26 protein-coding genes, 1 tRNA gene and 1 pseudogene are annotated in these 20831 nt (G+C 65.7%); 13 read left to right on the top strand and 15 right to left on the bottom strand.

The genetic code is table 11. From position 1 onward, the window contains the following. Position 1: 1 nt before the first annotated feature. On the bottom strand, positions 2–1015 hold the full coding sequence (locus tag HAPAU_RS06510) for a 50S ribosomal protein L3 (protein ID WP_066380856.1): 1014 nt from the start codon (positions 1013–1015) through the stop codon (positions 2–4). A gap of 7 nt (positions 1016–1022) precedes the next feature. Further along, entirely contained in the window at positions 1023–1880 is an 858-nt protein-coding gene (locus tag HAPAU_RS06505; protein ID WP_066380854.1) for a putative RNA uridine N3 methyltransferase, read from the bottom strand. Between the two features lie 196 nt (positions 1881–2076). Here HAPAU_RS06505 and HAPAU_RS06500 point away from each other — a divergent pair. Beyond that, positions 2077–2147, top strand: a tRNA-Gly gene (locus HAPAU_RS06500). Positions 2148–2336: 189 nt separating this feature from the next. On the opposite strand, the gene HAPAU_RS06495 is transcribed toward HAPAU_RS06500, so the two are convergent. After that, positions 2337–3689 (bottom strand): hemolysin family protein, encoded by a 1353-nt coding sequence (locus HAPAU_RS06495; protein WP_066380853.1) that lies wholly within the window; start codon positions 3687–3689, stop codon positions 2337–2339. Between the two features lie 135 nt (positions 3690–3824). Between HAPAU_RS06495 and HAPAU_RS06490 the strand changes: the two genes are divergently transcribed. Further along, positions 3825–4082, top strand: a complete 258-nt coding sequence (locus HAPAU_RS06490; protein ID WP_066380852.1) for a hypothetical protein — start codon at positions 3825–3827, stop codon at positions 4080–4082. Positions 4083–4128: 46 nt separating this feature from the next. Next, positions 4129–4608 carry a DUF5813 family protein gene (locus HAPAU_RS06485; RefSeq protein ID WP_066380851.1) on the top strand — a complete coding sequence of 160 codons (480 nt, stop codon included), beginning with the start codon at positions 4129–4131 and terminating at the stop codon, positions 4606–4608. A 3-nt stretch (positions 4609–4611) separates the two neighbouring features. Here the strand turns inward: HAPAU_RS06485 and HAPAU_RS06480 are convergent, their stop codons facing one another. The 4 genes from HAPAU_RS06480 to HAPAU_RS06465 all read right to left on the bottom strand — a co-directional run bounded on the left by HAPAU_RS06480 (position 4612) and on the right by HAPAU_RS06465 (position 7535). Next, positions 4612–4842, bottom strand: a complete 231-nt coding sequence (locus tag HAPAU_RS06480) for an Lrp/AsnC family transcriptional regulator (RefSeq protein ID WP_066380849.1) — start codon at positions 4840–4842, stop codon at positions 4612–4614. A 2-nt stretch (positions 4843–4844) separates the two neighbouring features. Next, complete coding sequence (locus HAPAU_RS06475; protein WP_066380847.1) at positions 4845–5528, bottom strand: potassium channel family protein; 684 nt, start codon at positions 5526–5528, stop codon at positions 4845–4847. Positions 5529–5646: 118 nt separating this feature from the next. After that, positions 5647–6645, bottom strand: a complete 999-nt coding sequence (locus tag HAPAU_RS06470; RefSeq protein ID WP_066380845.1) for a TatD family hydrolase — start codon at positions 6643–6645, stop codon at positions 5647–5649. A 5-nt stretch (positions 6646–6650) separates the two neighbouring features. Next, the gene (locus HAPAU_RS06465; protein WP_066380839.1) at positions 6651–7535 is read right to left on the bottom strand and encodes a fumarylacetoacetate hydrolase family protein; all 885 of its coding nucleotides are present in this window, start codon (positions 7533–7535) and stop codon (positions 6651–6653) included. A 124-nt stretch (positions 7536–7659) separates the two neighbouring features. On the opposite strand from HAPAU_RS06465, the gene HAPAU_RS06460 reads away from it, so the two are divergent. Further along, positions 7660–8298, top strand: coding sequence for a TetR/AcrR family transcriptional regulator (locus HAPAU_RS06460; protein WP_066380837.1), 639 nt, complete (start codon positions 7660–7662; stop codon positions 8296–8298). A gap of 15 nt (positions 8299–8313) precedes the next feature. Here HAPAU_RS06460 and HAPAU_RS06455 read toward each other — a convergent pair whose 3' ends face one another. Then, the gene (locus HAPAU_RS06455; protein WP_066380834.1) at positions 8314–9261 is read right to left on the bottom strand and encodes a VOC family protein; all 948 of its coding nucleotides are present in this window, start codon (positions 9259–9261) and stop codon (positions 8314–8316) included. Between the two features lie 57 nt (positions 9262–9318). Between HAPAU_RS06455 and HAPAU_RS06450 the strand changes: the two genes are divergently transcribed. Then, entirely contained in the window at positions 9319–9735 is a 417-nt protein-coding gene (locus HAPAU_RS06450; protein WP_066380832.1) for a DoxX family protein, read from the top strand. Between the two features lie 75 nt (positions 9736–9810). Continuing rightward, the gene (locus tag HAPAU_RS06445) at positions 9811–10041 is read left to right on the top strand and encodes an Lrp/AsnC family transcriptional regulator (RefSeq protein WP_066381929.1); all 231 of its coding nucleotides are present in this window, start codon (positions 9811–9813) and stop codon (positions 10039–10041) included. 2 nt (positions 10042–10043) lie between these two features. On the opposite strand, the gene HAPAU_RS06440 is transcribed toward HAPAU_RS06445, so the two are convergent. Continuing rightward, entirely contained in the window at positions 10044–11087 is a 1044-nt protein-coding gene (locus HAPAU_RS06440; protein WP_066380827.1) for a thiamine pyrophosphate-dependent dehydrogenase E1 component subunit alpha, read from the bottom strand. 71 nt (positions 11088–11158) lie between these two features. Here HAPAU_RS06440 and HAPAU_RS06435 point away from each other — a divergent pair, with 71 nt between their 5' ends. Beyond that, on the top strand, positions 11159–11470 hold the full coding sequence (locus HAPAU_RS06435) for a hypothetical protein (protein ID WP_066380826.1): 312 nt from the start codon (positions 11159–11161) through the stop codon (positions 11468–11470). Here the strand turns inward: HAPAU_RS06435 and tmk are convergent. Further along, positions 11467–12045 carry a dTMP kinase gene (gene tmk / locus HAPAU_RS06430; RefSeq protein ID WP_066380825.1) on the bottom strand — a complete coding sequence of 193 codons (579 nt, stop codon included), beginning with the start codon at positions 12043–12045 and terminating at the stop codon, positions 11467–11469. The two genes, HAPAU_RS06435 and tmk, sit on opposite strands and share 4 nt — an antisense overlap. A gap of 98 nt (positions 12046–12143) precedes the next feature. Between tmk and HAPAU_RS06425 the strand changes: the two genes are divergently transcribed. From HAPAU_RS06425 to cofG, 4 genes and pseudogenes are all read left to right on the top strand, one after another. Beyond that, positions 12144–13022: a complex I NDUFA9 subunit family protein gene (locus HAPAU_RS06425; protein WP_066380823.1), complete on the top strand. Its 879-nt coding sequence runs from the start codon at positions 12144–12146 to the stop codon at positions 13020–13022. A 48-nt stretch (positions 13023–13070) separates the two neighbouring features. Continuing rightward, positions 13071–13437 (top strand): annotated as a pseudogene (locus HAPAU_RS22205) (cell division protein); the annotation flags it as partial. 72 nt (positions 13438–13509) lie between these two features. Continuing rightward, positions 13510–14109, top strand: a complete 600-nt coding sequence (gene cofC, locus HAPAU_RS06420) for a 2-phospho-L-lactate guanylyltransferase (RefSeq protein WP_066381926.1) — start codon at positions 13510–13512, stop codon at positions 14107–14109. A 72-nt stretch (positions 14110–14181) separates the two neighbouring features. Beyond that, positions 14182–15255: a 7,8-didemethyl-8-hydroxy-5-deazariboflavin synthase subunit CofG gene (cofG, locus tag HAPAU_RS06415; RefSeq protein WP_066381925.1), complete on the top strand. Its 1074-nt coding sequence runs from the start codon at positions 14182–14184 to the stop codon at positions 15253–15255. On the opposite strand, the gene HAPAU_RS06410 is transcribed toward cofG, so the two are convergent. After that, positions 15224–15790, bottom strand: coding sequence for a hypothetical protein (locus HAPAU_RS06410; RefSeq protein WP_066380821.1), 567 nt, complete (start codon positions 15788–15790; stop codon positions 15224–15226). The two genes, cofG and HAPAU_RS06410, sit on opposite strands and share 32 nt — an antisense overlap. A 61-nt stretch (positions 15791–15851) precedes the next feature. Next, entirely contained in the window at positions 15852–17198 is a 1347-nt protein-coding gene (gene cofH, locus HAPAU_RS06405) for a 7,8-didemethyl-8-hydroxy-5-deazariboflavin synthase subunit CofH (RefSeq protein WP_066380819.1), read from the bottom strand. Positions 17199–17317: 119 nt separating this feature from the next. Here cofH and HAPAU_RS06400 point away from each other — a divergent pair, with 119 nt between their 5' ends. Beyond that, a complete protein-coding gene (locus tag HAPAU_RS06400; protein WP_066380817.1) occupies positions 17318–17965 on the top strand; it encodes an HAD family hydrolase in 648 nt (215 codons plus the stop codon). Here HAPAU_RS06400 and HAPAU_RS06395 read toward each other — a convergent pair. Continuing rightward, positions 17962–18924 carry an LLM class flavin-dependent oxidoreductase gene (locus HAPAU_RS06395; protein ID WP_066380816.1) on the bottom strand — a complete coding sequence of 321 codons (963 nt, stop codon included), beginning with the start codon at positions 18922–18924 and terminating at the stop codon, positions 17962–17964. The two genes, HAPAU_RS06400 and HAPAU_RS06395, sit on opposite strands and share 4 nt — an antisense overlap. A 71-nt stretch (positions 18925–18995) precedes the next feature. Between HAPAU_RS06395 and HAPAU_RS06390 the strand changes: the two genes are divergently transcribed. Then, positions 18996–19799 carry an N-acyl homoserine lactonase family protein gene (locus HAPAU_RS06390; protein ID WP_066380815.1) on the top strand — a complete coding sequence of 268 codons (804 nt, stop codon included), beginning with the start codon at positions 18996–18998 and terminating at the stop codon, positions 19797–19799. Here HAPAU_RS06390 and HAPAU_RS06385 read toward each other — a convergent pair. Then, positions 19796–20545 (bottom strand): SIR2 family NAD-dependent protein deacylase, encoded by a 750-nt coding sequence (locus HAPAU_RS06385; RefSeq protein ID WP_066380813.1) that lies wholly within the window; start codon positions 20543–20545, stop codon positions 19796–19798. The two genes, HAPAU_RS06390 and HAPAU_RS06385, sit on opposite strands and share 4 nt — an antisense overlap. Before the next feature lie 38 nt (positions 20546–20583). Next, positions 20584–20817 (bottom strand): hypothetical protein, encoded by a 234-nt coding sequence (locus HAPAU_RS06380; protein ID WP_066380811.1) that lies wholly within the window; start codon positions 20815–20817, stop codon positions 20584–20586. Positions 20818–20831 lie beyond the last annotated feature (14 nt).

Below are 20831 nucleotides of genomic sequence, written 5' to 3'. Positions count from 1 at the left end.
GTTATCCCTGGTTCGATGCGGTGGAGACGTACCGGACCTCGGGGTCCAGCCGCGGTTGGTCGTTTGGCCGGATCGCGGGGCGGAACCGGAGCAGCCGTTTGTCCGGCCCCGGCAGCGAGCCCTTGATCAGCGCGTAGGGGCCCGAAACCTCGCCGTAGTTGACGAGCCCGCCCTCGGGGTTGACGTCGTCTTCCTCGCCGAGCGCGATCAGGCGCTTGTTGAGTTCGGTACGCTGATGGTAGCCGGTCTGGCCCTGCTGGGGAACCGTCGAGCGAACTCGGCTCGGGTTCCACGGACCGAGGTTGCCGATCCGTCGGCGCCAGCCTTGGCGGGCGTGTTTGCCCTTTCGCTTCTGGACGCCCCAGCGCTTGACGGGGCCCTGGGTGCCCTTGCCCGTGGTGACGCCGCTGGCGTCGAGGTACTCGCCGGCGCGGAACACGTCGTTCACGTCGTGTTCGCCGCCCTCGTCGAGCAGACCGAGTGCGAACTCAGCGCGCTCTTCGAGCGAGCCCCCGCCGACGCGGGTCTCCATAATGTCGGGTTTCTTCTTCGGGACGCCTCGAACCGACGCGGGGGAGGTGTGGGTGATGACCCGGAGGTCATCGACTTTGCCCTCCTCGAGTGCGGTTTCGAGGTCGTTGCGGGCCGACGGGTCGGCCTCCGAGGGGAGGTCCAAGGCGCGATCGAGTTCCTCGTCGAACTCCTCGGCCCAGACCTCGCCGCGGGGCTGTAGTCCGTAGGCGGTCTGTTCGTACGCGCGCAGAGCGACCGCCCGCATGGGCGGGGTCTCCACGATGGTGACGGGCACCGTCTGTTCGGTGCCTTCGATGGGCGAGTTGGCCTCGTCGTTGACCATCACCACGTGGCTCATACCGGCCTTGTAACCGGCGAATCCCTGCAGCGCTGGCTGTCCGTCGTCGTCCGGCCACGAGTTAAAGCGCGGGACTTCGCTCGTCGCGCGCGTCCGTGGGCCGAACCCTAACGAGCCTTTGCGTGGTCTGCTTGGTTGTGGCATGTGACTCTCACTCCGTGAGTGTCAGGCACGCGAGCGAGGCGAACATCGCTTCCTCCGTTCGCACCGTCTCGCTGCCCTGATGTGGGATCGTGTTGAGCCAAAGGTCGAACCGTTCGGATCCGTCCGAACCGGGTTCGACACCGTCCGCCGGCTGGTCGCCGACGGCCTCGGCGTTCACGTCCAGTATGTCCGGCAGGCCGCGGCCCGGCGAACCGAAGGCGACGGTCATTCCGTCGTCCTCGATGCGCGCCGAAAGCCCCGGGAGACGCCTGATCGAGAGCTCCTCGCCGAAGCGAGAAGTCGCGATCCGGACGCCTGCGTCGGGGCGGCCGAGCGCTGCCGCGAGGTCCGTGTGCTCGACTTCGAGCCCCGCCGGCTCCTCGGTGAGCTTTGCACGGACCGGTCGTCGCGAAGATATCCTGACGGTCACGCGTTCCCCCTGCTCGACCTCCATACCGGGAGGCGTAATGAGGGAGAGTGGGTGTTGCAGTCCGCAATTGACCCGTACGCGCCCTTCAGGTCCGACCTCGGTCACGAGTCCCTGTCTTAACGACCCCGAACCGTTCGATCCGGAGCCGGTCCGTGACACGGCGCGAAGCGGGGGCAAAACCCCAGCGAACTCCAGTTCGTCCCGCATCTCCCACACCTCGGTTCGGAGGTACGGGGGCGTTGCGGCGTACCGCAGTACGATTTCGACGAACCCGCCACCCCACCTGCGCTCCCCATCGGCGTCGGGGAAGACACACAGGCGGTCGGCCCGGAAGACGGTCGCCGCGCGGGCGATGTAGCCGAGTTTGCGAGTCGCCTCGCGTTTGTCCTCGGCCTCCCGAACCACTGATGACGGCACGAGTATGCTGACGGTCATGCCAGCCACTTTCGCGCCTCGCCACTAGACTGTGACGAAGCTATCTCATCCGGACCTAAAAGGGTAGCGTTTTCTCGATCGGATGTGTGCGCTTCACACGCGTAAGAACGCCGATATCAGCGGATTCGGAGAGAAACGGATGACTCCGATCCGGAAGCCTTATACTCCTCTCCGGAATATCCGGAAATGCAACAGGGCGCTGGTAGTGTAGTGGTATCACGTGACCTTGCCATGGTCACAACCTGGGTTCAAATCCCAGCCAGCGCACTTTTACGGCGAACAATTCTGACAGCGATGGCGAGCGGTGGCGAGGCTCGCTGTCCACGCCGTGAACCGTGAATACGGAACGCGGGGTTTGAGCAGACCAGTCGCGCGCAGCGAAGCGAGCACGTCTGTGCGAGTTCGAATCCCAGCCAGCGCATCTCTCCGAACTCGACTATCTCACGAGCGACCCACTTAGTTCGACGACTCCGGTTTGCCCTCTGAGTCCTCCGTCTCCTCCTCCCGAACCACAACGGTTGAAATCCGGGTCCCGTCGACCGCCTCGACCGAGAGCCGGTAGCCGCCGGCCGAGACCTCGTCGCCGACCTCCGGGACCCGACCCAGTCGGTCAAGTACGAGCCCTCCGATGGTCTCGTATTCGGCACGCTCGAACTCGGCGTCGAGTGCGTCGTTGACGTTCGAGAGGGAGACACCCCCGTCGATGGCGTAGGCACCGTCCTCGAGGCGTTCGACCGAGGGTTCGCGCTGTTCGACCTCGATGTCGAACTGGTCTTGGATGTCGCCGACGATCTCCTCGACGATGTCCTCGATGGTCACGATTCCTTCGAAGGCCCCCCATTCGTCAATCACCGCGGCCATCTGGCTGCGGTCGCGCTGGAACCCCGAAAGGAGGTCGTCGATACGGCCCGTCTCGGGGATGATGATCAACTCGCGTGCGAGGTCGCGGGCGGTCGTCCCCTCGTCCGCGCCGTCCTCGATCGCCCGCAGTACGTCCTTGACGTCGAGGAACCCGACGACCTCGTCGTTGTTCTCTCCCTTCAAAACGGGATAGCGGGTGTGGCCCGCCTCGACGATGGTCGACCGGAGTTCCGAAAGCGGGAGGTCGGCCGGTAGCCACACCACGTCGGGTCGGGGGATCATGACCTGCCGGACGGCGGTGTCGTCCAGATCGAAGACGCGTTCGATCATCTCGACTTCCTCGATGTCGACGGCCCCCTGCTTGCCCGAGCGCGCGAGCACGAGCAGGATCTCCTCCTCGCTGAGCGTCTCGTCGGTTTCGGACGCGGGAGAGACGCCGACCAGTCGGGTGAAGAAGTTGGCGGTGCCGTTGAAAACGACGATCCCCGGAAGGAACAGGTAGTAAAAGACCTTCATCGGCGGAGCGACCAGCAGGGAGATCCGTTCTGCCTTCTGGATCGCGATCGTCTTCGGCGCGAGTTCCCCGAAGACCACGTGCAGGAAGGTGATGAAGCCGAAGCCGATCGCGAACGCGACAAGCGAGATGAGGCCCGGTGGGAGAACGGATTCGAGCACCGGTTCGATGAGTGCCGCGATGGCGGGTTCTCCGACCCACCCCAGCCCGAGCGAGGAGATCGTGATGCCGAGTTGGGTGACCGCGAGGTAGTCGTCGAGGCTGTCGATGGCGTTCGCGAGGGTCGCAGCACCCGCTTTGCCCTCCTCGACGAGCGTCTCGACGGTAGTCGATCGGATTCGGACGAACGCGAACTCCGCGGCGACGAAAAAGCCGTTCAGCGCCACCAGAAAGAGCGCGAGGAGGAGGCCGCCGACAGAGAGGGCGTCTACCATTCGCTCCTCCACGAGCGATCCGCACCGAGATGCAAAGTGTAGGCTCCAGACACGCATAGCCCTACTCGGGGCCACCACAAAACGGTAGCGCCGGACGACCCCCAGCTATACCACCGTTGGCCCCGTTTTCCGGGTATGGGACAGTCACTCGACGAGATCGAAACGGAACTCGCGGAAGCGACCGAGATCGAGGACGACGAGCGCGCTCACGACCGTCTCGAAGCCGTCCGCGGGGAACTGTCGGACCTCCGCGAGCGGGGCGACGTGGACGAAGAGCGCGTCGACGCCCTCGAAACCGAGATCTCCCAGCACCTCCGGGCGATCGAGGAACGCGACAGCTACGACGTCGATACGATGGGGGCGGCCAGAGAGCCCGACGACGAGACCGCCTGAGTACTCGAACGTAACCCCCTTACCCGCCGATCGCGTTCTCCCGGCGATGACCGACCCACACGAGGCCCTCTCCGAGCACGCGGCCTACGAACGCGGCGCGACGGGACACGAACTGACGACGACCCCGTTCGAGGCGGTCGTGGAGGTCGAGGAGAACGGGGAGACGGTGTATCACGTCGTCGTCCGGCTGCCGACGCTCGACGCCGTCGTCGAGGGCGAAACCGTCGCACAGGTGGTCGAGGACGGCTGGTTCGAGACGCTCGAACGCCGGCTCGAGGGTCCCGAGCAGGTCACGAGCGGATTGGAGTCGATCGATTCGGAGGTGCGCCGGGAGGGGGACGAAGTGCGCGTCGAACTGACGTTTTCGAGTGCGACCCCCGAGCGAGCGGCCGAGAACGCGAAGTCGCTCGTCGAGTTCGTCGAGGGGACGTGGGTTCAGGGGATCGTCCCCGGCTACGAGTACGGCGAGCCGGCGGCGTCGCTGCTGGATCGGGCGACCCGAAACTACGATGACGGGGGTGCGTAGCGCCTAGTCCATCGCGATATAGGTCCGCGTGTCCTCGACGCCGGAGATCCCCTGGATGCCGTCGGCGGAGATTACTTTGACCTGTGCGGGCGAGTCGACGCTCAGTTTGGCGATGATGTCGACGTCGCCGGCGACGATGTGGGCCTCGTTGACCCCTTCGATCTCCTCGATCGCGTTCTTGAGTCGGTCCGCCTCCCCCGTGTTCGCTTTGACCATGACGTATGCTTTAACCATGTTTAGATACCTCCGGCCGCTGCCCGTTTCGCGTTGCCGACGATGAGCTGTCGGACGTCATCGAGCACCTCGAAGTCCGCGAGCACCGCGAGCCGATCGCCCTCCTCTAATGACTCGTCGGACGAGGGGATCGCGAGCGGACGGTCGTTCTTCCCGAAGGCCAGAAACGTCGCGTCGGCGGGCAGCGAGATCTCGCTGATCGTATAGCCCTTCATCGGCGAATCGGGTTGAACGGTGAGTTCGACCACCTGCAGGTTCTGTGCGATGTCGGCGATCGCGCGGATGTCGCCCCCGAGCAGCGCGTTTTTCGCGCCGATCGCGCCGAGTCGCTCGGGGTAGACGATCTCGTCGACCTCGTCGGCGTACTTCCTGTAGATGTCCTCGCGGTAGTCCTCGTCGATCCGAAGGATCGTCCGACAGCCGTAGTGTTTCGCGATCATGCATGCCGCGAAGTTCGTGTTGAGGTCGCTCGTGAGCGCGCCGAAGGCGTCTGCATCGTCGATTCCCGCCTCCTCGAGGACCGACTCGCGACTGCCGTCGCCTTCGACGACCTCGTAGCCTTCGGTTCGGGCGCGATCCGCCATGTCCGCATCACGCTCGACGAGGACGACCTCGTGGCCCTCCGCCGAGAGCACGCGCGCCGTGCGCAACCCGACCCGACCGGCACCGATAATAACGAATCGCATGGACCACCATACGCCGGGGGGTATGAATAATGTTACCCATTCAGGCAGTGGTTTCCACTCGGCGAAACGGGGAAACGATGGCGACGACGCGAGGCGTCCGTCCGCGATGGGGACGGCCTCAGTCCACTAGCTCATGTGGGTTGTCGTAGACGACCTGCCGGATCGTTTCGATATCGAGCCCCATCCGGTACATCTCGAAGACCGTCCGTTTGAACGCGAAGACATCGCTGCGAAGAATGCCTGCACTATCCGTCTCGACCAGTACCCGATCGGGTCCGTACTCGGCGACGACTTCGGCGACATGGTGCGGTTCGACGCCCAACAACCAGGGGTAGCTAACGGTAAAACTCACGTAGCAGTCGGTGTTCTCCAACACGTACGGCGCGACCGTCTTGTCGGCGTGGGAAAGCACTACCCGTTCCTCGGGCAGTCCCGCCTCCGCGGCGAGTTCGACGTCGATCTCGATCGCCTCGCGTTTCGGGTTCTCGCCGGTGAGCACGGGCTCGGTCTGTAGGGAGGAATCGACCTCGTAGCCGGGGATCGAGCCGTGAACCCGGTCGGGAAAGTCGGCGTCCCTGAGATCCGCGGGCGTGTGCAGGATCGCCGGCAGGTCGTAGTCGGCGGCGATCTCCAGTTGGCGGCGGGTCACGTCCCTCTGTCCTTCGAGGTCCCACCCGGCGACGTGCTGGGACTCGGTGATCCCGATCTCGCCAACGGCACTCACCTCGTCGAGTTCGCAGTACTCATGCATGACGTCGAGGAGTTCCTCGTAGTCCTCGACGCGCGCGCCGGTGTGGATCCCGACCCCGAGCGAGGCGTCGAAGGGGTGGGCGTCGCGGATCGGCCCGAGGCGGGCGAGCGCGTCGTCCCAGAGGTACCGGACGTCTTCTGGTGCGACGGGTTTGTAGGGCGTCCAGTAGTAGGCGGCGGCCATCATCACCATCGAGTGACAGCCGCTCAGCGCGAACTTCTCGCGGTCGTTCCACGAGAGCGTATGGGCGTGGTTGTGGACGTCGATCCAGGGGATGGTCGTCAGCTCGGCTGGGAGGTCTGCGGCCGCCTCGTCGGAGCGGTGCTCGCGGTCGGTCGGCCGTCGCGTGGGATACTCGTGGGCCATCGGACTCAGGTGTGCCGACAGGTGTTGGTCAGTTCGCCGATCCCCTCGACCCCGACGGTGACGCTGTCGCCGTCCTCTAAGAGGACCTGCGGCTCGCGGAAGTAGCCGACGCCGTCGGGCGTGCCCGTGTAGATCAGGTCGCCCGGCTCGAGGGTGAACGCCCGGCTACAGAAGGAGACGAGCTCGGCGATATCGAAGATCAGGTGGCGGGTGTTCGAGTCCTGCAGGCGCTCGCCGTTGACCTCCGCCCAGATATCGAGGTCGCCGATATCGTCGATCCCGTCGGGCGTGACGAGGTCCGGTCCGAGGGGCGCGAACGTATCGAGGCTCTTGCCCCGGACCCACTGCTCGTCGGCCATCTGGAGGTCCCGCGCCGAGACGTCGTTGCCGACGGTGTAGCCCGCGACATAGTCGAGGGCATCCTCATCCGAGACGTTTCGCGCCCGTTCACCGACCACGGCGACGAGTTCGGCCTCGTAGTCCACTGCCGAGGTGAGCTCGGGGTCCCACTCGACGGGCTCGTCGGGACCGGCGATCGACTGGGGGAACTTCGAGAACAGTACCGGCTCGTCAGGAGCTTCGAATCCCCCTTCATCGGCGTGGTCGGCGTAGTTGAGTCCGATACAGATCACCTTCTGGGGATCGGTGATCGGCTCGCGTTGGGTGAGGTCCGCCCGGTCGTAGAGCCCGACCCCGGTTTCGAGGGCATGCGTGAGCGCGAGGTCGACCTTCTCGCGCCAGCCCCATTCGCCGAGGACGCCACAGAGATCGTTCGGAAGTCTGATTCCGGCGGCGTCGGCCGCCTCTCGGAGATGGACGACACCTTCCTCGTGGCGGACGCCCGCCCACGGTTCGTTCTCAGCCTCCGATTCGAACTGGCCGAGCCTCATCGTTCCGCCTCGCGTTCGTCGCTGGTATTCATGGTCCACCATGTGACGCACAGCCACATACGTCTTACCATCTGGTAGATCTCCAGCGCGGTGAGTATAAACGCTCGAACCGCGATAGGTCGGTATGAGCAGTCCCGACGGGCGGGCGTCCTCGGAGGGGACACGAGAGGCAATTATGGAGGCGACCTTCCGCGCGCTCAGCAAGCATGGCTACGCGGACCTGCGGATGCGGGACATCGGCGAGGAGTTCGAAATGACCCGACCCGTGATCCACTACCACTACAACAGCAAACACGAGTTGATCTCGTCGTTCCTCGAGTATGTCATCGCCCAGTACAAGGACGACGACACGATCGGCGCCGAGGACCACTGGGAACACCTCGGGATCCGGATCGACCAGTGCATGTTCGGCCCCGACATCGACGGGTTCGACCACTGGGAGCGCATGAAGGTGTATCACGAGCTGTTCTCGCAGGCCCAGCACAACGAGGCCCATAGAGAGTTGTTCAACGAACACTACGAGGGGATGGTCGTCGGGCTCGCCGAGGTGATCCAGGCGGGGATCGACGACGGCACCTTCGCGGACGTCGACGCCATGGAGTTCTCCCAGCTGTTGACCGACGTCATCCACTCCGCCCGGGCACGGCGGATTTCGCTGGGCCAAAAGGAGGCCCCCGAGCAGGCGCGTGCGGCGATCGACCGGTTCGTCCTCCCCCGTCTCGTCCCGAACGTCAGTGTGGAGATTCCCACCGAAACCCGATAACGCCCGGGGACGGGTTCAGTCGACGGTGATGTCAGGGAGCTGTTCGTCGATGTACTCGATGTCGACGTCGAGCCAGTCGGGTACCCGGAGGTTCTCGCCGAGTTCCGAAACGTCCTCGTCGAGGGTGACGCCCGGTCCGGTGGTCGCGAACTCGAAGATCGAGCCGCCTGGCTCGGTGAAGTACATCGACCAGAAGTAATCCCGGTCCTTCCGGGAGGTGGTGATCAGGTCGGCGTCGCGAAAGCGCTCGCTCCATTCCCTCTGTTCCCACTTCTCGCCGGCGTCGAAGGCGACGTGCAGGAAGGTCCCCGTTCCCATCACGCCCTGGGGAGCGTTCGGACGGATCAGCACGTCGACGAACTCCGCACCCCTGCTGTCGCCGGGGGCTTGGAACCGGACGCGGTCACCCGCCTGCGGTTCGTCGTGGCGCCCGACTCGGTTCCAGTCCATCGTCTCGAGCGCCCGGAAGCTCCCGGCGGGATCGTTCGAGTGAACGGTGACGCTGTGAAGCCCCTGAATCCCGTGTTCTGCGGGGACCGGACCGTCGCCCCACGCCTCGATGTCGGACTCGCCCGTGACGAGTTCGAAGGGAGTTCCATCGGGGTCAGTGAAGCTGATGGCCGCCTCGTCGAAGCGCTCCTCAACGGTGTACTCGACGTCGTGTTCGCCCAATCGGTCGGTCCAGTACTCGACCGAGCCGTCGGGAATCACCAACCCGGCGGCGCTGAGCTGGCCCTTCCCGACGCTCCCCTCCGGCATGTCGGTGACCGGGAAGAACGTCACGATCGATCCGGCCGAGCCCACCTCGTCGCCGTAGTAGAAGTGGTAGATCTCCTCGGGAATGTCGAAGCGAACGGTCCGCTTGACGAACCGGAGTCCCAGCACCGTCCGGAAGAAATCGAGGTTTGCCTGTGGGTCGCTCGCGAACGCGGTCACGTGATGTAAACCGTTGATCTGTCCCATAATTTACGTTCTTACCAAGTGGTAAATCTATAAATAGCTACCGACCGGAAGGGGTGTATGGGAGACAAACGAAAATCGAACTCCATCGCGACGAAACGGGACCCGCCTGCACTGCTCGGCCGACTACTGTTCGGCGGGATGTTACTCGCCGCTGCGATCAACGCCTTTCGGGGAATGGAGGGACAGATCGCATACGCCGAATCGAAGGACATCACGTACGCAGACCGCATCGTCCCGCTGACGAGCGGGATGCTCGCCCTCGGGAGCGTCGGGATCGTCCTCTGGCGGTTTCCGAGGCTCGCGACGGGTGCCGTCGTCACGTTCCTCGCGGGCGTGACCCCGACGATGCACGACTTCTGGAACGTCCCCGACGAGCAGAAGCAAAACGAGATGAACCACTTCATCAAGAACGGCGCGATGCTGGGGGCGGCGCTTGCCTTCCTTCACCGAGCGTTCCAGCGGAAGCAGAAGTAACGGCGGTCACGAGCCGAGACGGCCGCTCACCGACGGGCAAAGGCTTTTGATCCACGATAGCGTATGTCAATGACGATGGTTCACGCGTTCGTCATGGTGAAGACGGTGGCGGGGAAAGCCGAAGCGATGGTCGATGCCGCCCGCGAGATCGCGGCGATCTCGGAGGCCCACATCGTCGCCGGCGACTACGACATCATCGCCGAAGTCGATACCGAGGAGGTCTACGACGTGTTGCATACGGCCTCCTCGGAGCTACAGGGTCTCGACGGCGTCGCCGAGACGAAGACGTACATCTCGCTCGACTGAGGCTACCGGTCCAGTCGCTGGGGGTCGTGTTCTTCGGCGTACTTGAGCAGCCACTCGCGCTGGTTCTCCAATCGGGGCGGGATCTCCGCGTAGACCGGATCGAACACCTCTTCCGGGCGGACCTCGGGTCCCGACTCGGCCCGCTCGACTGCCTCCTGCAACTCCGCTTCGACCGTCGTTTCGAGTTCGTCGACGAACTCGTCGTCTATGACGTCCTCCTCGCGGAGATATCCCTCGTAGCGTTCTACGGGGTCGGCGGTCCGCCACGCGGGGAGGTCCTCCTCCCCACGGTAGCGTGAGGGGTCGTCGCTCGTGGTGTGAGCACCGCGCCGGTAGGTGAGGCTCTCGACCAGCACCGGTTCGCCCTCGCGTGCCTTCGAGAGCGCCCTGCGGACCACGGCGTAGACCGCGAGCGGGTCGTTGCCGTCGACTCGGGTACCCGTGATGCCGTAGGCGTCGGCCTTGATCGCGATGGATTCGCTTGCGGTCTGGCGATCCCTCGGCATCGAGATCGCCCAGCCGTTGTTCTCACAGAAGAAGACCGTCGGGGTGGCGAACACCCCCGCAAAATTCAGCGCCTCGTGGAAGTCGCCCTCGCTGGTCGCACCGTCGCCGAAACAGCAGAGCACCGCCGCCTCGTGGTCGGAATAGTCGATCGCCATCCCCAGCCCCGCGGTGTGGGGGAGCTGGGAGGCGATGGGGACGGCTTGGGGGAGGATCGGGAGATCGTGGTCCGACGTGTATTCGGGATAGCCCCGGCGAAAGCGGAGGAGATCGCTCATCGGCACGCCGCGAGCGATCTGGGCGGCGTTCGACCGATAGGTGGGAACGAGCCAGTCGCGTTCGGACAGCGCGTGGGCCGCGCCGACCTGCGAGGCCTCCTGGCCCGCAAAGGGGGGATAGCCGCTCATCCAGCCGCGTCGCTGGAGCGAGAGGGCGCGCTCGTCGAACCGCCTCGTTCGAACCACGTCCCGGTAGAGCGCGCGTGCGCGCTCCTCGCCGATCTCGGTCGCCGAAAGGGGGTGTTCGTCGATGACGCGGTACATGGCCGGCCCGACTCGCGGGGAGGCCAAAGCGATTCCGATACCGAAAAGGGCGCGTCCCTCCTACACCACCCATGCTCAGCCTCGGGACGGTCGTCGGCCTCGCGGTCATCGTCGGGGTCCACACGGTGATCGCATCGGTTCTCATTCGCTTCTTCCGACTGCGCCTCGACACTCGCGGTGGGATGGTAGTCTTCTCGCTGTTTCTCGTCCCCATCGTGCTGGCGTTCTCGCTCCTCTTTTTCGGGCAGCTACCGATCTTCGGGACGATCGACCGCGGGACCGTGCTACTGGTGGCGATCCTCATGCCGCTGCTTCTGGGGTTCGCGATCGACCTGTTCTGGATGCCCTCGCCCGAGGAGGTCGAACTCGCTCGGCGGGGTTAGACCGCCGCCGAGAGCACCTGCTCGACCCTCTCGACGACCACCTCGGGTGATCGGGTCGCGTCGACCCGGACGAACCGCCCCGGTTCCGCCGCGACGAGGCGCTCGTAGTTCGCTCGCACCCGCCCCAGATAGTCCGACTGCTCGAACTTGTTCGTCGCGCCGCTCCGTCTCGCGCCAGTCTCGGGGTCCACATCGAGGTAGATCGTCAGGTCGGGCGGGCGGGTAAACGCCGCGTGGATCCCGCGGACGTACTCCATCGGGCGGTCGACTACACCCTCCAGAGCGACCCCTTGATAGGCGTAGCGCGAGTCCGAGTAGCGATCCGAGATCACCAGTTCCCCGGCGTCGAGCGCGGGGCGTACTGTTCGAGAGAGGTGATCGGCGTGGTCGGCGGTGTACAGGAAGAGTTCCGCGAGCGGGTCGGCCTCGTCGTCGGCGATCGACCGCGCGACGGCCTCGCCGTACCACGAGTCGGTGGGTTCGCGGGTGAAGACGGCGTCGGGGTAGGTATCCTGAAGTGCCTCGTGGACGGTGCTCTTACCGCTGCCGTCGAGGCCTTCAAGGGTGACGAGCATACCCGGGATTCTACTGGCCCCGGTATAGTCTGTCGGATACGGAGTTCGGACGCGACGCCGGCAGTAGGTTTACGGCGGATCGGATACACATACGAGATATGAAGGTTCTCGTGACCGGCGGAACGGGATTCATCGGACGACACCTGTGTGCCGAGCTGGACGAACGGGGTCACGACGTGACCGCGCTCGCACGCTCGCCGGACGCGAGCGGGCTCCCGGCCGGCGTTTCGGTGGTCCAAGGCGACGTGACCGACCGTGCCTCGCTGGACTTCGAGGGACAGGGGGTCGTAGTGAACCTCGTCGCGCTCTCCCCGCTCTTTCAGCCGACGGGTGACACCACTCACGAGTCGGTCCACCTCGACGGGACCAGAAACGTCGTCAGCGAGGCGACCGACGCGGGCGTCTCCCGGATCGTCCAGATGAGCGCGCTCGGGGCCGATCCCAACGGGCCGACCGAGTACATCCGCGCGAAGGGGAAGGCCGAAGCGGTCGTCGAGGAGTCGGCGCTCGACTGGACGATCTTTCGACCCTCGGTGGTGTTCGGCGACGGCGGGGAGTTCGTCGAGTTCACCAAGAAGCTCACCCCGCCGTATCTCGCGCCGCTACCGGGCGGCGGACGGACCCGATTCCAGCCCATTTGGGTCGAGGACATCGCTTCGATACTCGCGGATGGTGTCGAGGACGAGCGTCACGCCGGCCGGACCTACGAGATCGGCGGCCCCGAGGTGCTGACGATGGCGGAGGTGGCGAAACTCGCCCATCGGGCCGACGGGCACTCGGTGACCGTCGTCCCGGTCCCGATGGCGCTCGCGAAACTGGGATCGGCGGCGATCGATCCCGTTCCCTTCATTCCCTTCGGGTCGGATCAAGTCCGCTCGCTGGAGTTCGACAACACCACGCAAGGGAACGATATCGGGGACTTCGGCCTGAACGAGGGAGATCTGTTGAGGCTCTCGTCGTATCTGAACCGGCGATAACCCACGCGGTACCGACAGGGGTCGTCGCGAACCCGACGCCATCTCCGTTCCAACCGGGTCACGAGCCTCGTCCGAAAGGCTGCGCTCGGACGGTGGACGCTGTTCTGCGAAATCCGGGGGACCGAACGCGCCGTGTTCGTGATGGCCGGCCCGCCACGGCACTTGAACCGGGAGGGTATCGAGCGCGGGCGCACGTGGATCGGGGAGCAGACCGGCAGCATGGAGGTCCGGGACGGGGACTACCCCGTCTCCGGTGCAGAGGGGGTCTCGGCGGTCTCCTCGGAGATCAAGACGTCCTCCGGATCCGCGAACTGTAGCGAGTCGTCGTCGAGTCCCGGGACGACACCGACGACATCCGGTCTGAGCACGACGCGAACCCAGAGAACCCGTCAACGACGACGGCGACGAACTCGACCCGTGTTCGAGGATCGTCGCTCCCGGTGTGGCCCCGTGTCCCTTATTAGTGCCCGTCGCCGACCGGCGAGCGATGCGCGTCGTCGTCCCGTTCGCCACGAACGACCCGAAGACCCGGCTGTCGGACCGTCTCAGCCCCGCGGAACGTCGCGAGTTCTCGCGGGCGATGCTCGAAGACGTCCTCGAAGCGATCCGTGGGTCGGGCGGCGAAATCGAGGTGCTCGCGACCGCCCCTCTCGACATCGACGCGCCCGTGACGGTCGACGACCGCCCGCTCACAGATGCGGTCAACGCGGCGCTCGTCCCCGAAACGGCGGTCGTGATGGCGGATCTCCCGCTGATCACGGTCGCCGTCCTTGAGGAACTGTTCGAGACCCCCGGCGACGTCGTCCTCGCGCCGGGCCGTGGCGGCGGGACGAACGCGCTCGTCTCGCGTCAGCCCGACTTCCGCGTCGACTACCACGACGGCTCGTTTCCGAAACACCGCGCGAGCGCGGCCGAACTCGGCTCCGTGGCGGTCGTCGACTCCCACAGGTTGGCCACCGACATCGACGAACCCGCGGATCTGGTCGAATTGCTGATCCACGGCGAGGGGCGGGCAACGGACTGGCTCCGGGACGCGGGGTTCGAACTCGCTCGGACGGAGAGTCGACTCGGGATAGAGCGGGAGTGAGGCGGGTCGTCCCGGCCTCGATGGTGACCGGTAGCCGTGGGTTTTTGTCGCTCGGGGGTCGAACGGGAACCGATGATCCCGGGGGCCGAGGCGTACGACATCGACATCGGGTTCGACGGGCGCGAGATCGAACGGGCGCTCTCGGTCGGCCCCGAGGACGTCTCGCCCTCCTCGGAACTCACCTTTGCGCGCAACGTGTTCGTCCCGCTGACGACCGCCTGTCGGTACACCTGCACCTACTGTACGTACTACGACCCGCCGGGCCAGGCGAGCCTGCTCTCCCGCAAGGAAGTACGGAAAATCCTCGAAACCGGCGTCGAGGCCGGCTGTACGGAGGCGCTCTTCACCTTCGGCGACGACCCCGACGACCGATACACGGAAATTCACGACCAGCTCGCGGCGTGGGGCCACGACTCGATCCACACCTACCTGCGCGAACTCTGTGAACTCGCCCTCGACGTCGGGATCCTGCCCCACTCGAACCCCGGTGACCAGACCCGCGAACAGATGCGAGCGGTCGCAGACGTCAACGCGAGCATGGGCGTGATGCTCGAGACGACCGCTGACGTGACTGCCCACGGCGGGCCCCGGGCGAAGTCGCCGGGCCAGCGACTCGCGACCATCCGCACTGCGGGCGAACTCGGGGTGCCTTTCACGACGGGGATCCTCGTCGGGATAGGCGAGGGCTGGCGCGATCGGGCCGAAAGCCTGCTCGCGATCGGGGAGCTCCACGAGCGCTACGGCCACATCCAGGAGGTGATCGTCCAGCCCGTCTCGAACAACGAGCGCTGGCGTGAAGGCTCGCCGGATCTCGAAGCCATGCGCCGGGTCGTGGCGATGGCACGGGTCGTGCTGCCCGCGGAGGTCTCGGTGCAGGTGCCGCCGAACCTCGCGCCCGTCAGGGAGCTGCTCGATTGCGGGGTCGACGATTTGGGGGGCGTCTCGCCGATCACCGACGACCACGTCAACCCCGATTACGCGTGGCCCGCACTCAGGGAGCTAGAGGACATCGCGTCGGGGGTGGGCGTCCCCCTCGAGGAGCGTCTCCCGGTCTACAACCGCTACGTCGAGGAGGGCTGGGTCTCCGAGCGCGTGCGCCGGAGGATCGAGTCGATCACTCGGAGTCCTTCATCCAGTCGGGCGTGAGGTCGGGCATCCGCTTTCTGATCGCCGTGTAGCCGACAGATACCCCCAGCGCCGCGAGCATGACGTTCCTGACGACTCCGTCGTAGAGGATCAGTACAGGAAGGGTGACCACGCCCATCAGCGCGAGGTCCTCGGGCGCGCCGTCGTAACGGATCCACCGCCGGGGAGCGATCCAGCGACCGAGCGGGTGGGCGTAGACCGCCCGCTTTGAGGTCCGCTCCCACGGGCGGAGTTCGTGGCCCGCGCCTGCGGCGTCGGTCACGGCGTGGACGGTCGCCCCGAGGGCGAAAAACGCCGTTCCGACGCTCACGAAAGAGGGCACGAGGACCGCCCAGACGGCCGCGGGCAGGGCGAGGAGCCACCCGACGATCGGGAAATGGAGGGTCTTCCTGTGGGTCCCGACGAAGAGATCGAGGTCGGGAAAAACGCTTCCCAGCAGGGCACCGACGGCGGCGATCACGGCGAACTCCGGGGCCACGAGGACCGTCACGGACGCCATCGCAACGCCGATGGCCCCGTGCGTGGTGTTCATCATCCCCCTATCCTACGTCGCAGAAAGGATAGGTGTTCCGAACCGTGCGGTCGGGTAGCGCGGGTCAGTCGACGACCATCGGGGAGCCGTCCGCACGCGGCCCCAACTGCGGCCCGTGTGGACCGTCGTCGGGGTCGACCCGCCGTCTTTCGCGGTAGTCCGTCGAGCGCTCGACGGGTACCCTTCCTATCGAAGCGATCATTTCGACGAGATCCGAGACGTCGCGGAACTCCCCGTGTTCACCGCCCGCCCGTTTGGTGATCTCCTCGGAGAGGATCGTCCCCATGAAGTCGTTCGCGCCACACGAGAGCATCTTCAGGCCCTGCTCGTCACCGTACTTCACCCAGCTCGACTGGATATTGTCGATGTTGTCGAGGAAGAGCCGCGAGACGGCGATCATGAGTTCGTCCTCGTCCGTGCTCGCGCCCCCGGTGACCACACCGCGTTCGTACAGCGGGGTCGACTGATGGATGAAAGAGAGGGGGACGAACTCGGTGATCACGCCGGTGCGGTCCTGGAGGTCCCGGAGACGTTTCAGATGCATCACGCGGTGGGCCTCGTTCTCGACGTGGCCGTACATGATCGTCGAGGTGGTGTCCAACCCGACGTTCGCGGCGGCCTCGATCGCCCGCTCCCACTCGTCCGACCCTATTTTGCCCGGGCAGATCACCTCGCGGACCTCATCGACGAGGATCTCGGCGGCCGTGCCGGGGACGCTGTCGAGTCCCGCCTCGGCCAGTCGGCCGTAGACCTCCTCGTAGCTCCAGTCGGTCCCCCGGCGGGCGTGGTAGGCCTCCTCGGGCGTCATCGAGTGGACGTGGACGTCCCCGACGCTCATCGCTTCGATCTGCTCGGCGTAGGTTCGCGGGTCGGTGGCGTATCGCTCTGGGGGCTTGAAGTTCAGTTCGGGGTCCTCGTCTGTCGCTCGAAGGATCTCAAGGTGCTCGGGATCGAGCGCGAACGCCGGGTGGAGCCCCGAGACCGAACAGACCTCGTAGATCCCCATTTCGAGGGCGTCCGAAACGATCTCGCGGGACTGCTCGGGCGTCTTCGTAAAGCCGGGATGTTCGACTTCCGAGTCTACTTCAAAATTGCTCGCGGTGTCCTTGAAGTTACAGAACAAGCAACCAGTATTGCAGGCGGTCGTGACGTTGTTGTTGAGGTTTGCGACGAACGTGACCTCCTCGCCGACGACCTCGGCACGCCGGGCGTCGGCGGCTTCGAGGACGAGCTCCTTGCGATCGGGGTCGATTCCCACGCGTTCGGAGCCGGTCGTCATGAGTTCGATCCCGTCGTCGACCGTGAGCCGCTCGCCCGCGCGGGCCTTCGCGAGCGCGTTCTCGAAGGACTGGTCGGTTGCCGATCGGTGGTCGAACGCGAACTCGCGCTCGGTCTCGGGCGTGACGGCCATCACCGTATGACGCCACCCCACGAACAAAAGCCTGATCGATAGCGGTAGGTTTCGGTCGGTGGGATGGACCGTCCATCGACACCGATAAGCCGTGCTGGTCGGTACCTCCTACCGATCCGATGGACGCGATCTTCTTCGACATCGGCGGCGTGCTCCTCGATTCGGCGTCGGTTCGACGGGCCCACGAGCGCTTTATCGCCGATCTCCGCGACGAGTACGATCTCGACGCCGGGAACCCCCTCGAGACGTGGCGCGCGGAGCTGGGTGCGCACTTCCGCGAACGAGAGGGGACGGAGTTCAGATCCGCACAGGCGGGCTACGAGCGGGCGATCGACACACTCGGCGTCGGTGGGGACTGGGAGTCGGTCTTCGAGCGCGCGCTGGCCGAGACGATCGATCCGAATTCCGGGGCGGTCGAGGTCGTCGAGACGCTCGCCGAGTACGACCTCCATCTCGGCGTGATCAGCGACGTCGATGCGGCGGAGGGACGGCGGATCCTCGCCACCTTCGGCGTCCTTGAGGAGTTCGACTCGATTACCACCTCCGAGGAGGTGGGACGAACGAAACCCGATCCGGCGATGTTCGAGACGGCACTGAGAAAGTCGGAAACCGTCCCGGATCGCTCGCTGATGGTCGGCGACCGGTATCGCCACGATATAGCGGGTGCGAAGGACGCCGGAATGGTCACGGCGGCCTACGGTGCCGAGGAGGGTCCAGCGGTCGATCACCGACTCGGCGATCTGCGTGAGGCCCTAGACCTCGTTTAGGGGGCGAGGACCTCGATCGTCCGTTCGGTCATCTCCTCTCCCGCATTCGACGGCACCACGACGATCGGCTCGGTGATCGGTTCGGTTTCCGCGACCCGCTCGAACCGCTCGCGTGCCTCATCGGGGGTTCCCGCGACGCCCAGCGCGTCGACCATCGCTTCAGTGACCGCCTCGCGGGCGTCGGCGCGCTCGCCCGCCCGCCACGCCTCGGCGATCCGTTCTGCCTCCTCGGGGAACCGTTTCGAAACCGCCTTCCGGTAGCCCTCGCCGCTGCCGACGTAGTAGGCGACGTGCCCGCTGATCGCCTCGCGGGCCTTCTCGGACTCGTCGGCGACTGCTGCGGGGACGTACGGCGAGACGGCGAGTGCGGGATCCCGACCCGCCTCCCGGGCGGTCCGCCGGACCGTCTCGAAGGCCCCCTCCAGATCGCCGAAGGGGATCATGTGTGGCAGCCAACCGTCGGCCGTTCGCCCGGTCGCCCGTCGGCTGGTCTCGCCTAGCGCGGCGGCGTAGACCGACACCTCGCCGTCGAGCGCCGGGAAATCCTGTACCGAGAACAGCTCGCCGTCGTATTCGACGCGGCCCTCGCCGTCGGTGAACGCCCGGACGAGTTCGGCCGTCTCGTGGAGCCGACGGACGGGCCGGTCGTACGGGATCCCATGTAGATCCTCGATCGCTTTCGGCGTGCTCGGGCCGACCCCCAGCCTGATCGGCCCCGAGGCGAGATCGGAGAGGGACGAGGCCGCGCCCGCGAGCACCGCCGGCGACCGGGAGAAGACGTTAACGATGGCCGTCCCGAGCGCCGCGTCGGTGTGGGGTGCGACCGCCGCGAGCGTGACGAACGCGTCGTGTCCCCAGAGTTCGTTGGCCCAGATCGAGTCATACCCGTGAGAACCCATCCAGCGGGCGAAGTCGGGGGTCGGTTCGGCGGAATCGGGCAGCAGAACGCCGCGTGTCATAGAGCCCCGTTCGATACTGGGGACCATGAATCCCGAGGTGGGTATAAGCCCGTCTCGTCCCAACGGTGGGTATGGTCGATGCGACGATCACGCCGATAGACCGCGGGCGGGTGCGTGCCGATAAGAACTACATGATCGAGGGCTACAAGCTCGCGTCCGCGAGCGATCCGAATCCCGACGCTGAGATCGTCGAGACGCCCGTCTACGACCTCGTGATCGAACACCCCGAGGCGACGATCCTCTGGGACACCGGCTCGCACCCCGAGGCCGGCGAGGGCTACTGGCCCGCGTACCTCTACGACGCCTTCGAGCACTACGATGCGGGCGAGCATCCGCTGGAGGCCGATCTTGAGGATTCGGGCTACGCGCTCTCGGAGATCGATGCCGTGATCCAGAGCCACCTCCACCTCGATCACGCCGGCGGTTTACACAACTTTGCGGGGACGGACGTCCCAGTCTACGTCCACGAGGAGGAGTTGAAACACGCGTACTACAGCGCGAAGACGAGCGAAGGCGACCCCGCCTACCTCGCGGCGGACTTCGACCACGATCTGAACTGGCGGGTAATCCACGGCGAGCGAGAGACGCACTTCGAGGGCATCGAGTTCATCCACCTGCCGGGCCATACCCCCGGATTGATGGGACTTCGTCTGACCCTCCCCGAGGCAGGTACGGTACTCGTCGCGGGCGATCAGGCCTACGTCGCGGAGAACTACACCGACGAGCGCCCGCTTGGTCCCGGCCTGCTCTGGAGCAAACGGGACTGGTACGAGAGCCTCAGGATGCTACAGGAGACGGAGCGCCGCGAGGACGCGACGCTGTTTTTCGGTCACGATCCTGACTCACTGGCTCGTCTCGAAGGCGGGCTTCGCTAGGCGTCCAACCGCGCTACGAGCGCGGGCAGGACCTCGGTCACGTCCTCGCGGACGAGGACGTCCGTCCGGTCGTCGTGGGGCGTCGGATCGAAGTTACAGATCGCCAGTAACCCGTCACGCGCGCCGGCTTTCGGGAGCGAGGCGGCGGGTTCGACGGTGAGCGAAGAGCCGACGGCGAGGAAGACGTCGCTCTCTCGGGCGCGGCGCTGTGCTTCGGCCATAATCGCCTCGGGCAGGGACTCGCCGAAGAGCACCACGTCGGGTTTGAGGAGGCCGCCACAGTCACAGAGTGGAGGCGACTCGCCCTCGCGAACGCGCTCGCGGACGGAGGCGGCGTCGATTTTCCGTCCGCAGTCCATGCAGACGATGCGATGGGCGTTGCCGTGGAGTTCGAACAGCTCCTTCGAGCCCGCCGCCCCGTGCAATCCGTCGGTGTTCTGGGTGATGAGGGCGTCGAGCCAGCCCTGTGATTCCAGTTCGGCGAGCGCTTCGTGGGCGGCGTTGGGTTCGATTTCTCCCGGGAACATCGCCTCGTGGAGCTTCACCCTGTCCTCCCAGAACCCGGCGGGATCCGAGCGAAAGCGTCCGACCTGAAAGTCCGCGGGATCGAACTGCGCGTTCCAGATCCCGTCTTCGCCCCGGAAATCGGGGATCCCCGAGGCGGTACTGACTCCCGCGCCGGTCAGCGCGACCGTCGAATCCGCCTCGCGGATCGCGCTGGCGAGTCGGTCGAGCGCGTCGTCCATGGGCTCGATAGGTGGGCTGGCCGAATAACGATCCGGATCTATCGCCGAACCGCGAGGAGGCGTGCGACGGCGGATCGAGCCCGGAACCGGACGGCGGGAACGCCGAGTCGGAACCGAAGCGAGTCCCACGCGAAACGGAGCCGATACTCGTAGTCGGCGATCCGGTGGGCGATGGGTGCGTCGTGGCGACCACAGTGAGTGCACTCGCCGTCGAGCATCAACGGACAGTCGACGCCACGGGAGACACAGTCAGGGCAGAACTGGACATCCATACCCGTTCTCCCGT

It is taken from the genome of Halalkalicoccus paucihalophilus, from assembly GCF_001593955.1.
Taxonomy (GTDB): Archaea; Halobacteriota; Halobacteria; order Halobacteriales; family Halalkalicoccaceae; genus Halalkalicoccus; species Halalkalicoccus paucihalophilus.
Note: the sequence above shows the minus strand (reverse complement) of the source record. Positions and strands in the feature narration are given on the sequence as shown.

Coding starts and splice junctions, on each gene's coding strand:
- HAPAU_RS06510 (WP_066380856.1), bottom strand. CDS start 1,015: ATGCCACAACCAAGCAGACCACGCAAAGGCTCGTTAGGGTTCGGCCCA.
- tmk (WP_066380825.1), bottom strand. CDS start 12,045: ATGCTCGTCACCCTTGAAGGCCTCGACGGCAGCGGTAAGAGCACCGTC.
- HAPAU_RS06475 (WP_066380847.1), bottom strand. CDS start 5,528: ATGCGATTCGTTATTATCGGTGCCGGTCGGGTCGGGTTGCGCACGGCG.
- cofC (WP_066381926.1), top strand. CDS start 13,510: ATGCGCGTCGTCGTCCCGTTCGCCACGAACGACCCGAAGACCCGGCTG.
- HAPAU_RS06455 (WP_066380834.1), bottom strand. CDS start 9,261: ATGGGACAGATCAACGGTTTACATCACGTGACCGCGTTCGCGAGCGAC.
- HAPAU_RS06450 (WP_066380832.1), top strand. CDS start 9,319: ATGGGAGACAAACGAAAATCGAACTCCATCGCGACGAAACGGGACCCG.
- HAPAU_RS06445 (WP_066381929.1), top strand. CDS start 9,811: ATGGTTCACGCGTTCGTCATGGTGAAGACGGTGGCGGGGAAAGCCGAA.
- HAPAU_RS06395 (WP_066380816.1), bottom strand. CDS start 18,924: ATGACACGCGGCGTTCTGCTGCCCGATTCCGCCGAACCGACCCCCGAC.
- cofH (WP_066380819.1), bottom strand. CDS start 17,198: ATGGCCGTCACGCCCGAGACCGAGCGCGAGTTCGCGTTCGACCACCGA.
- HAPAU_RS06390 (WP_066380815.1), top strand. CDS start 18,996: ATGGTCGATGCGACGATCACGCCGATAGACCGCGGGCGGGTGCGTGCC.
- HAPAU_RS06490 (WP_066380852.1), top strand. CDS start 3,825: ATGGGACAGTCACTCGACGAGATCGAAACGGAACTCGCGGAAGCGACC.
- HAPAU_RS06470 (WP_066380845.1), bottom strand. CDS start 6,645: ATGGCCCACGAGTATCCCACGCGACGGCCGACCGACCGCGAGCACCGC.
- HAPAU_RS06480 (WP_066380849.1), bottom strand. CDS start 4,842: ATGGTTAAAGCATACGTCATGGTCAAAGCGAACACGGGGGAGGCGGAC.
- HAPAU_RS06460 (WP_066380837.1), top strand. CDS start 7,660: ATGAGCAGTCCCGACGGGCGGGCGTCCTCGGAGGGGACACGAGAGGCA.
- HAPAU_RS06505 (WP_066380854.1), bottom strand. CDS start 1,880: ATGACCGTCAGCATACTCGTGCCGTCATCAGTGGTTCGGGAGGCCGAG.
- HAPAU_RS06380 (WP_066380811.1), bottom strand. CDS start 20,817: ATGGATGTCCAGTTCTGCCCTGACTGTGTCTCCCGTGGCGTCGACTGT.
- HAPAU_RS06410 (WP_066380821.1), bottom strand. CDS start 15,790: ATGATGAACACCACGCACGGGGCCATCGGCGTTGCGATGGCGTCCGTG.
- HAPAU_RS06400 (WP_066380817.1), top strand. CDS start 17,318: ATGGACGCGATCTTCTTCGACATCGGCGGCGTGCTCCTCGATTCGGCG.
- cofG (WP_066381925.1), top strand. CDS start 14,182: ATGATCCCGGGGGCCGAGGCGTACGACATCGACATCGGGTTCGACGGG.
- HAPAU_RS06435 (WP_066380826.1), top strand. CDS start 11,159: ATGCTCAGCCTCGGGACGGTCGTCGGCCTCGCGGTCATCGTCGGGGTC.
- HAPAU_RS06495 (WP_066380853.1), bottom strand. CDS start 3,689: ATGGTAGACGCCCTCTCTGTCGGCGGCCTCCTCCTCGCGCTCTTTCTG.
- HAPAU_RS06485 (WP_066380851.1), top strand. CDS start 4,129: ATGACCGACCCACACGAGGCCCTCTCCGAGCACGCGGCCTACGAACGC.
- HAPAU_RS06385 (WP_066380813.1), bottom strand. CDS start 20,545: ATGGACGACGCGCTCGACCGACTCGCCAGCGCGATCCGCGAGGCGGAT.
- HAPAU_RS06465 (WP_066380839.1), bottom strand. CDS start 7,535: ATGAGGCTCGGCCAGTTCGAATCGGAGGCTGAGAACGAACCGTGGGCG.
- HAPAU_RS06425 (WP_066380823.1), top strand. CDS start 12,144: ATGAAGGTTCTCGTGACCGGCGGAACGGGATTCATCGGACGACACCTG.
- HAPAU_RS06440 (WP_066380827.1), bottom strand. CDS start 11,087: ATGTACCGCGTCATCGACGAACACCCCCTTTCGGCGACCGAGATCGGC.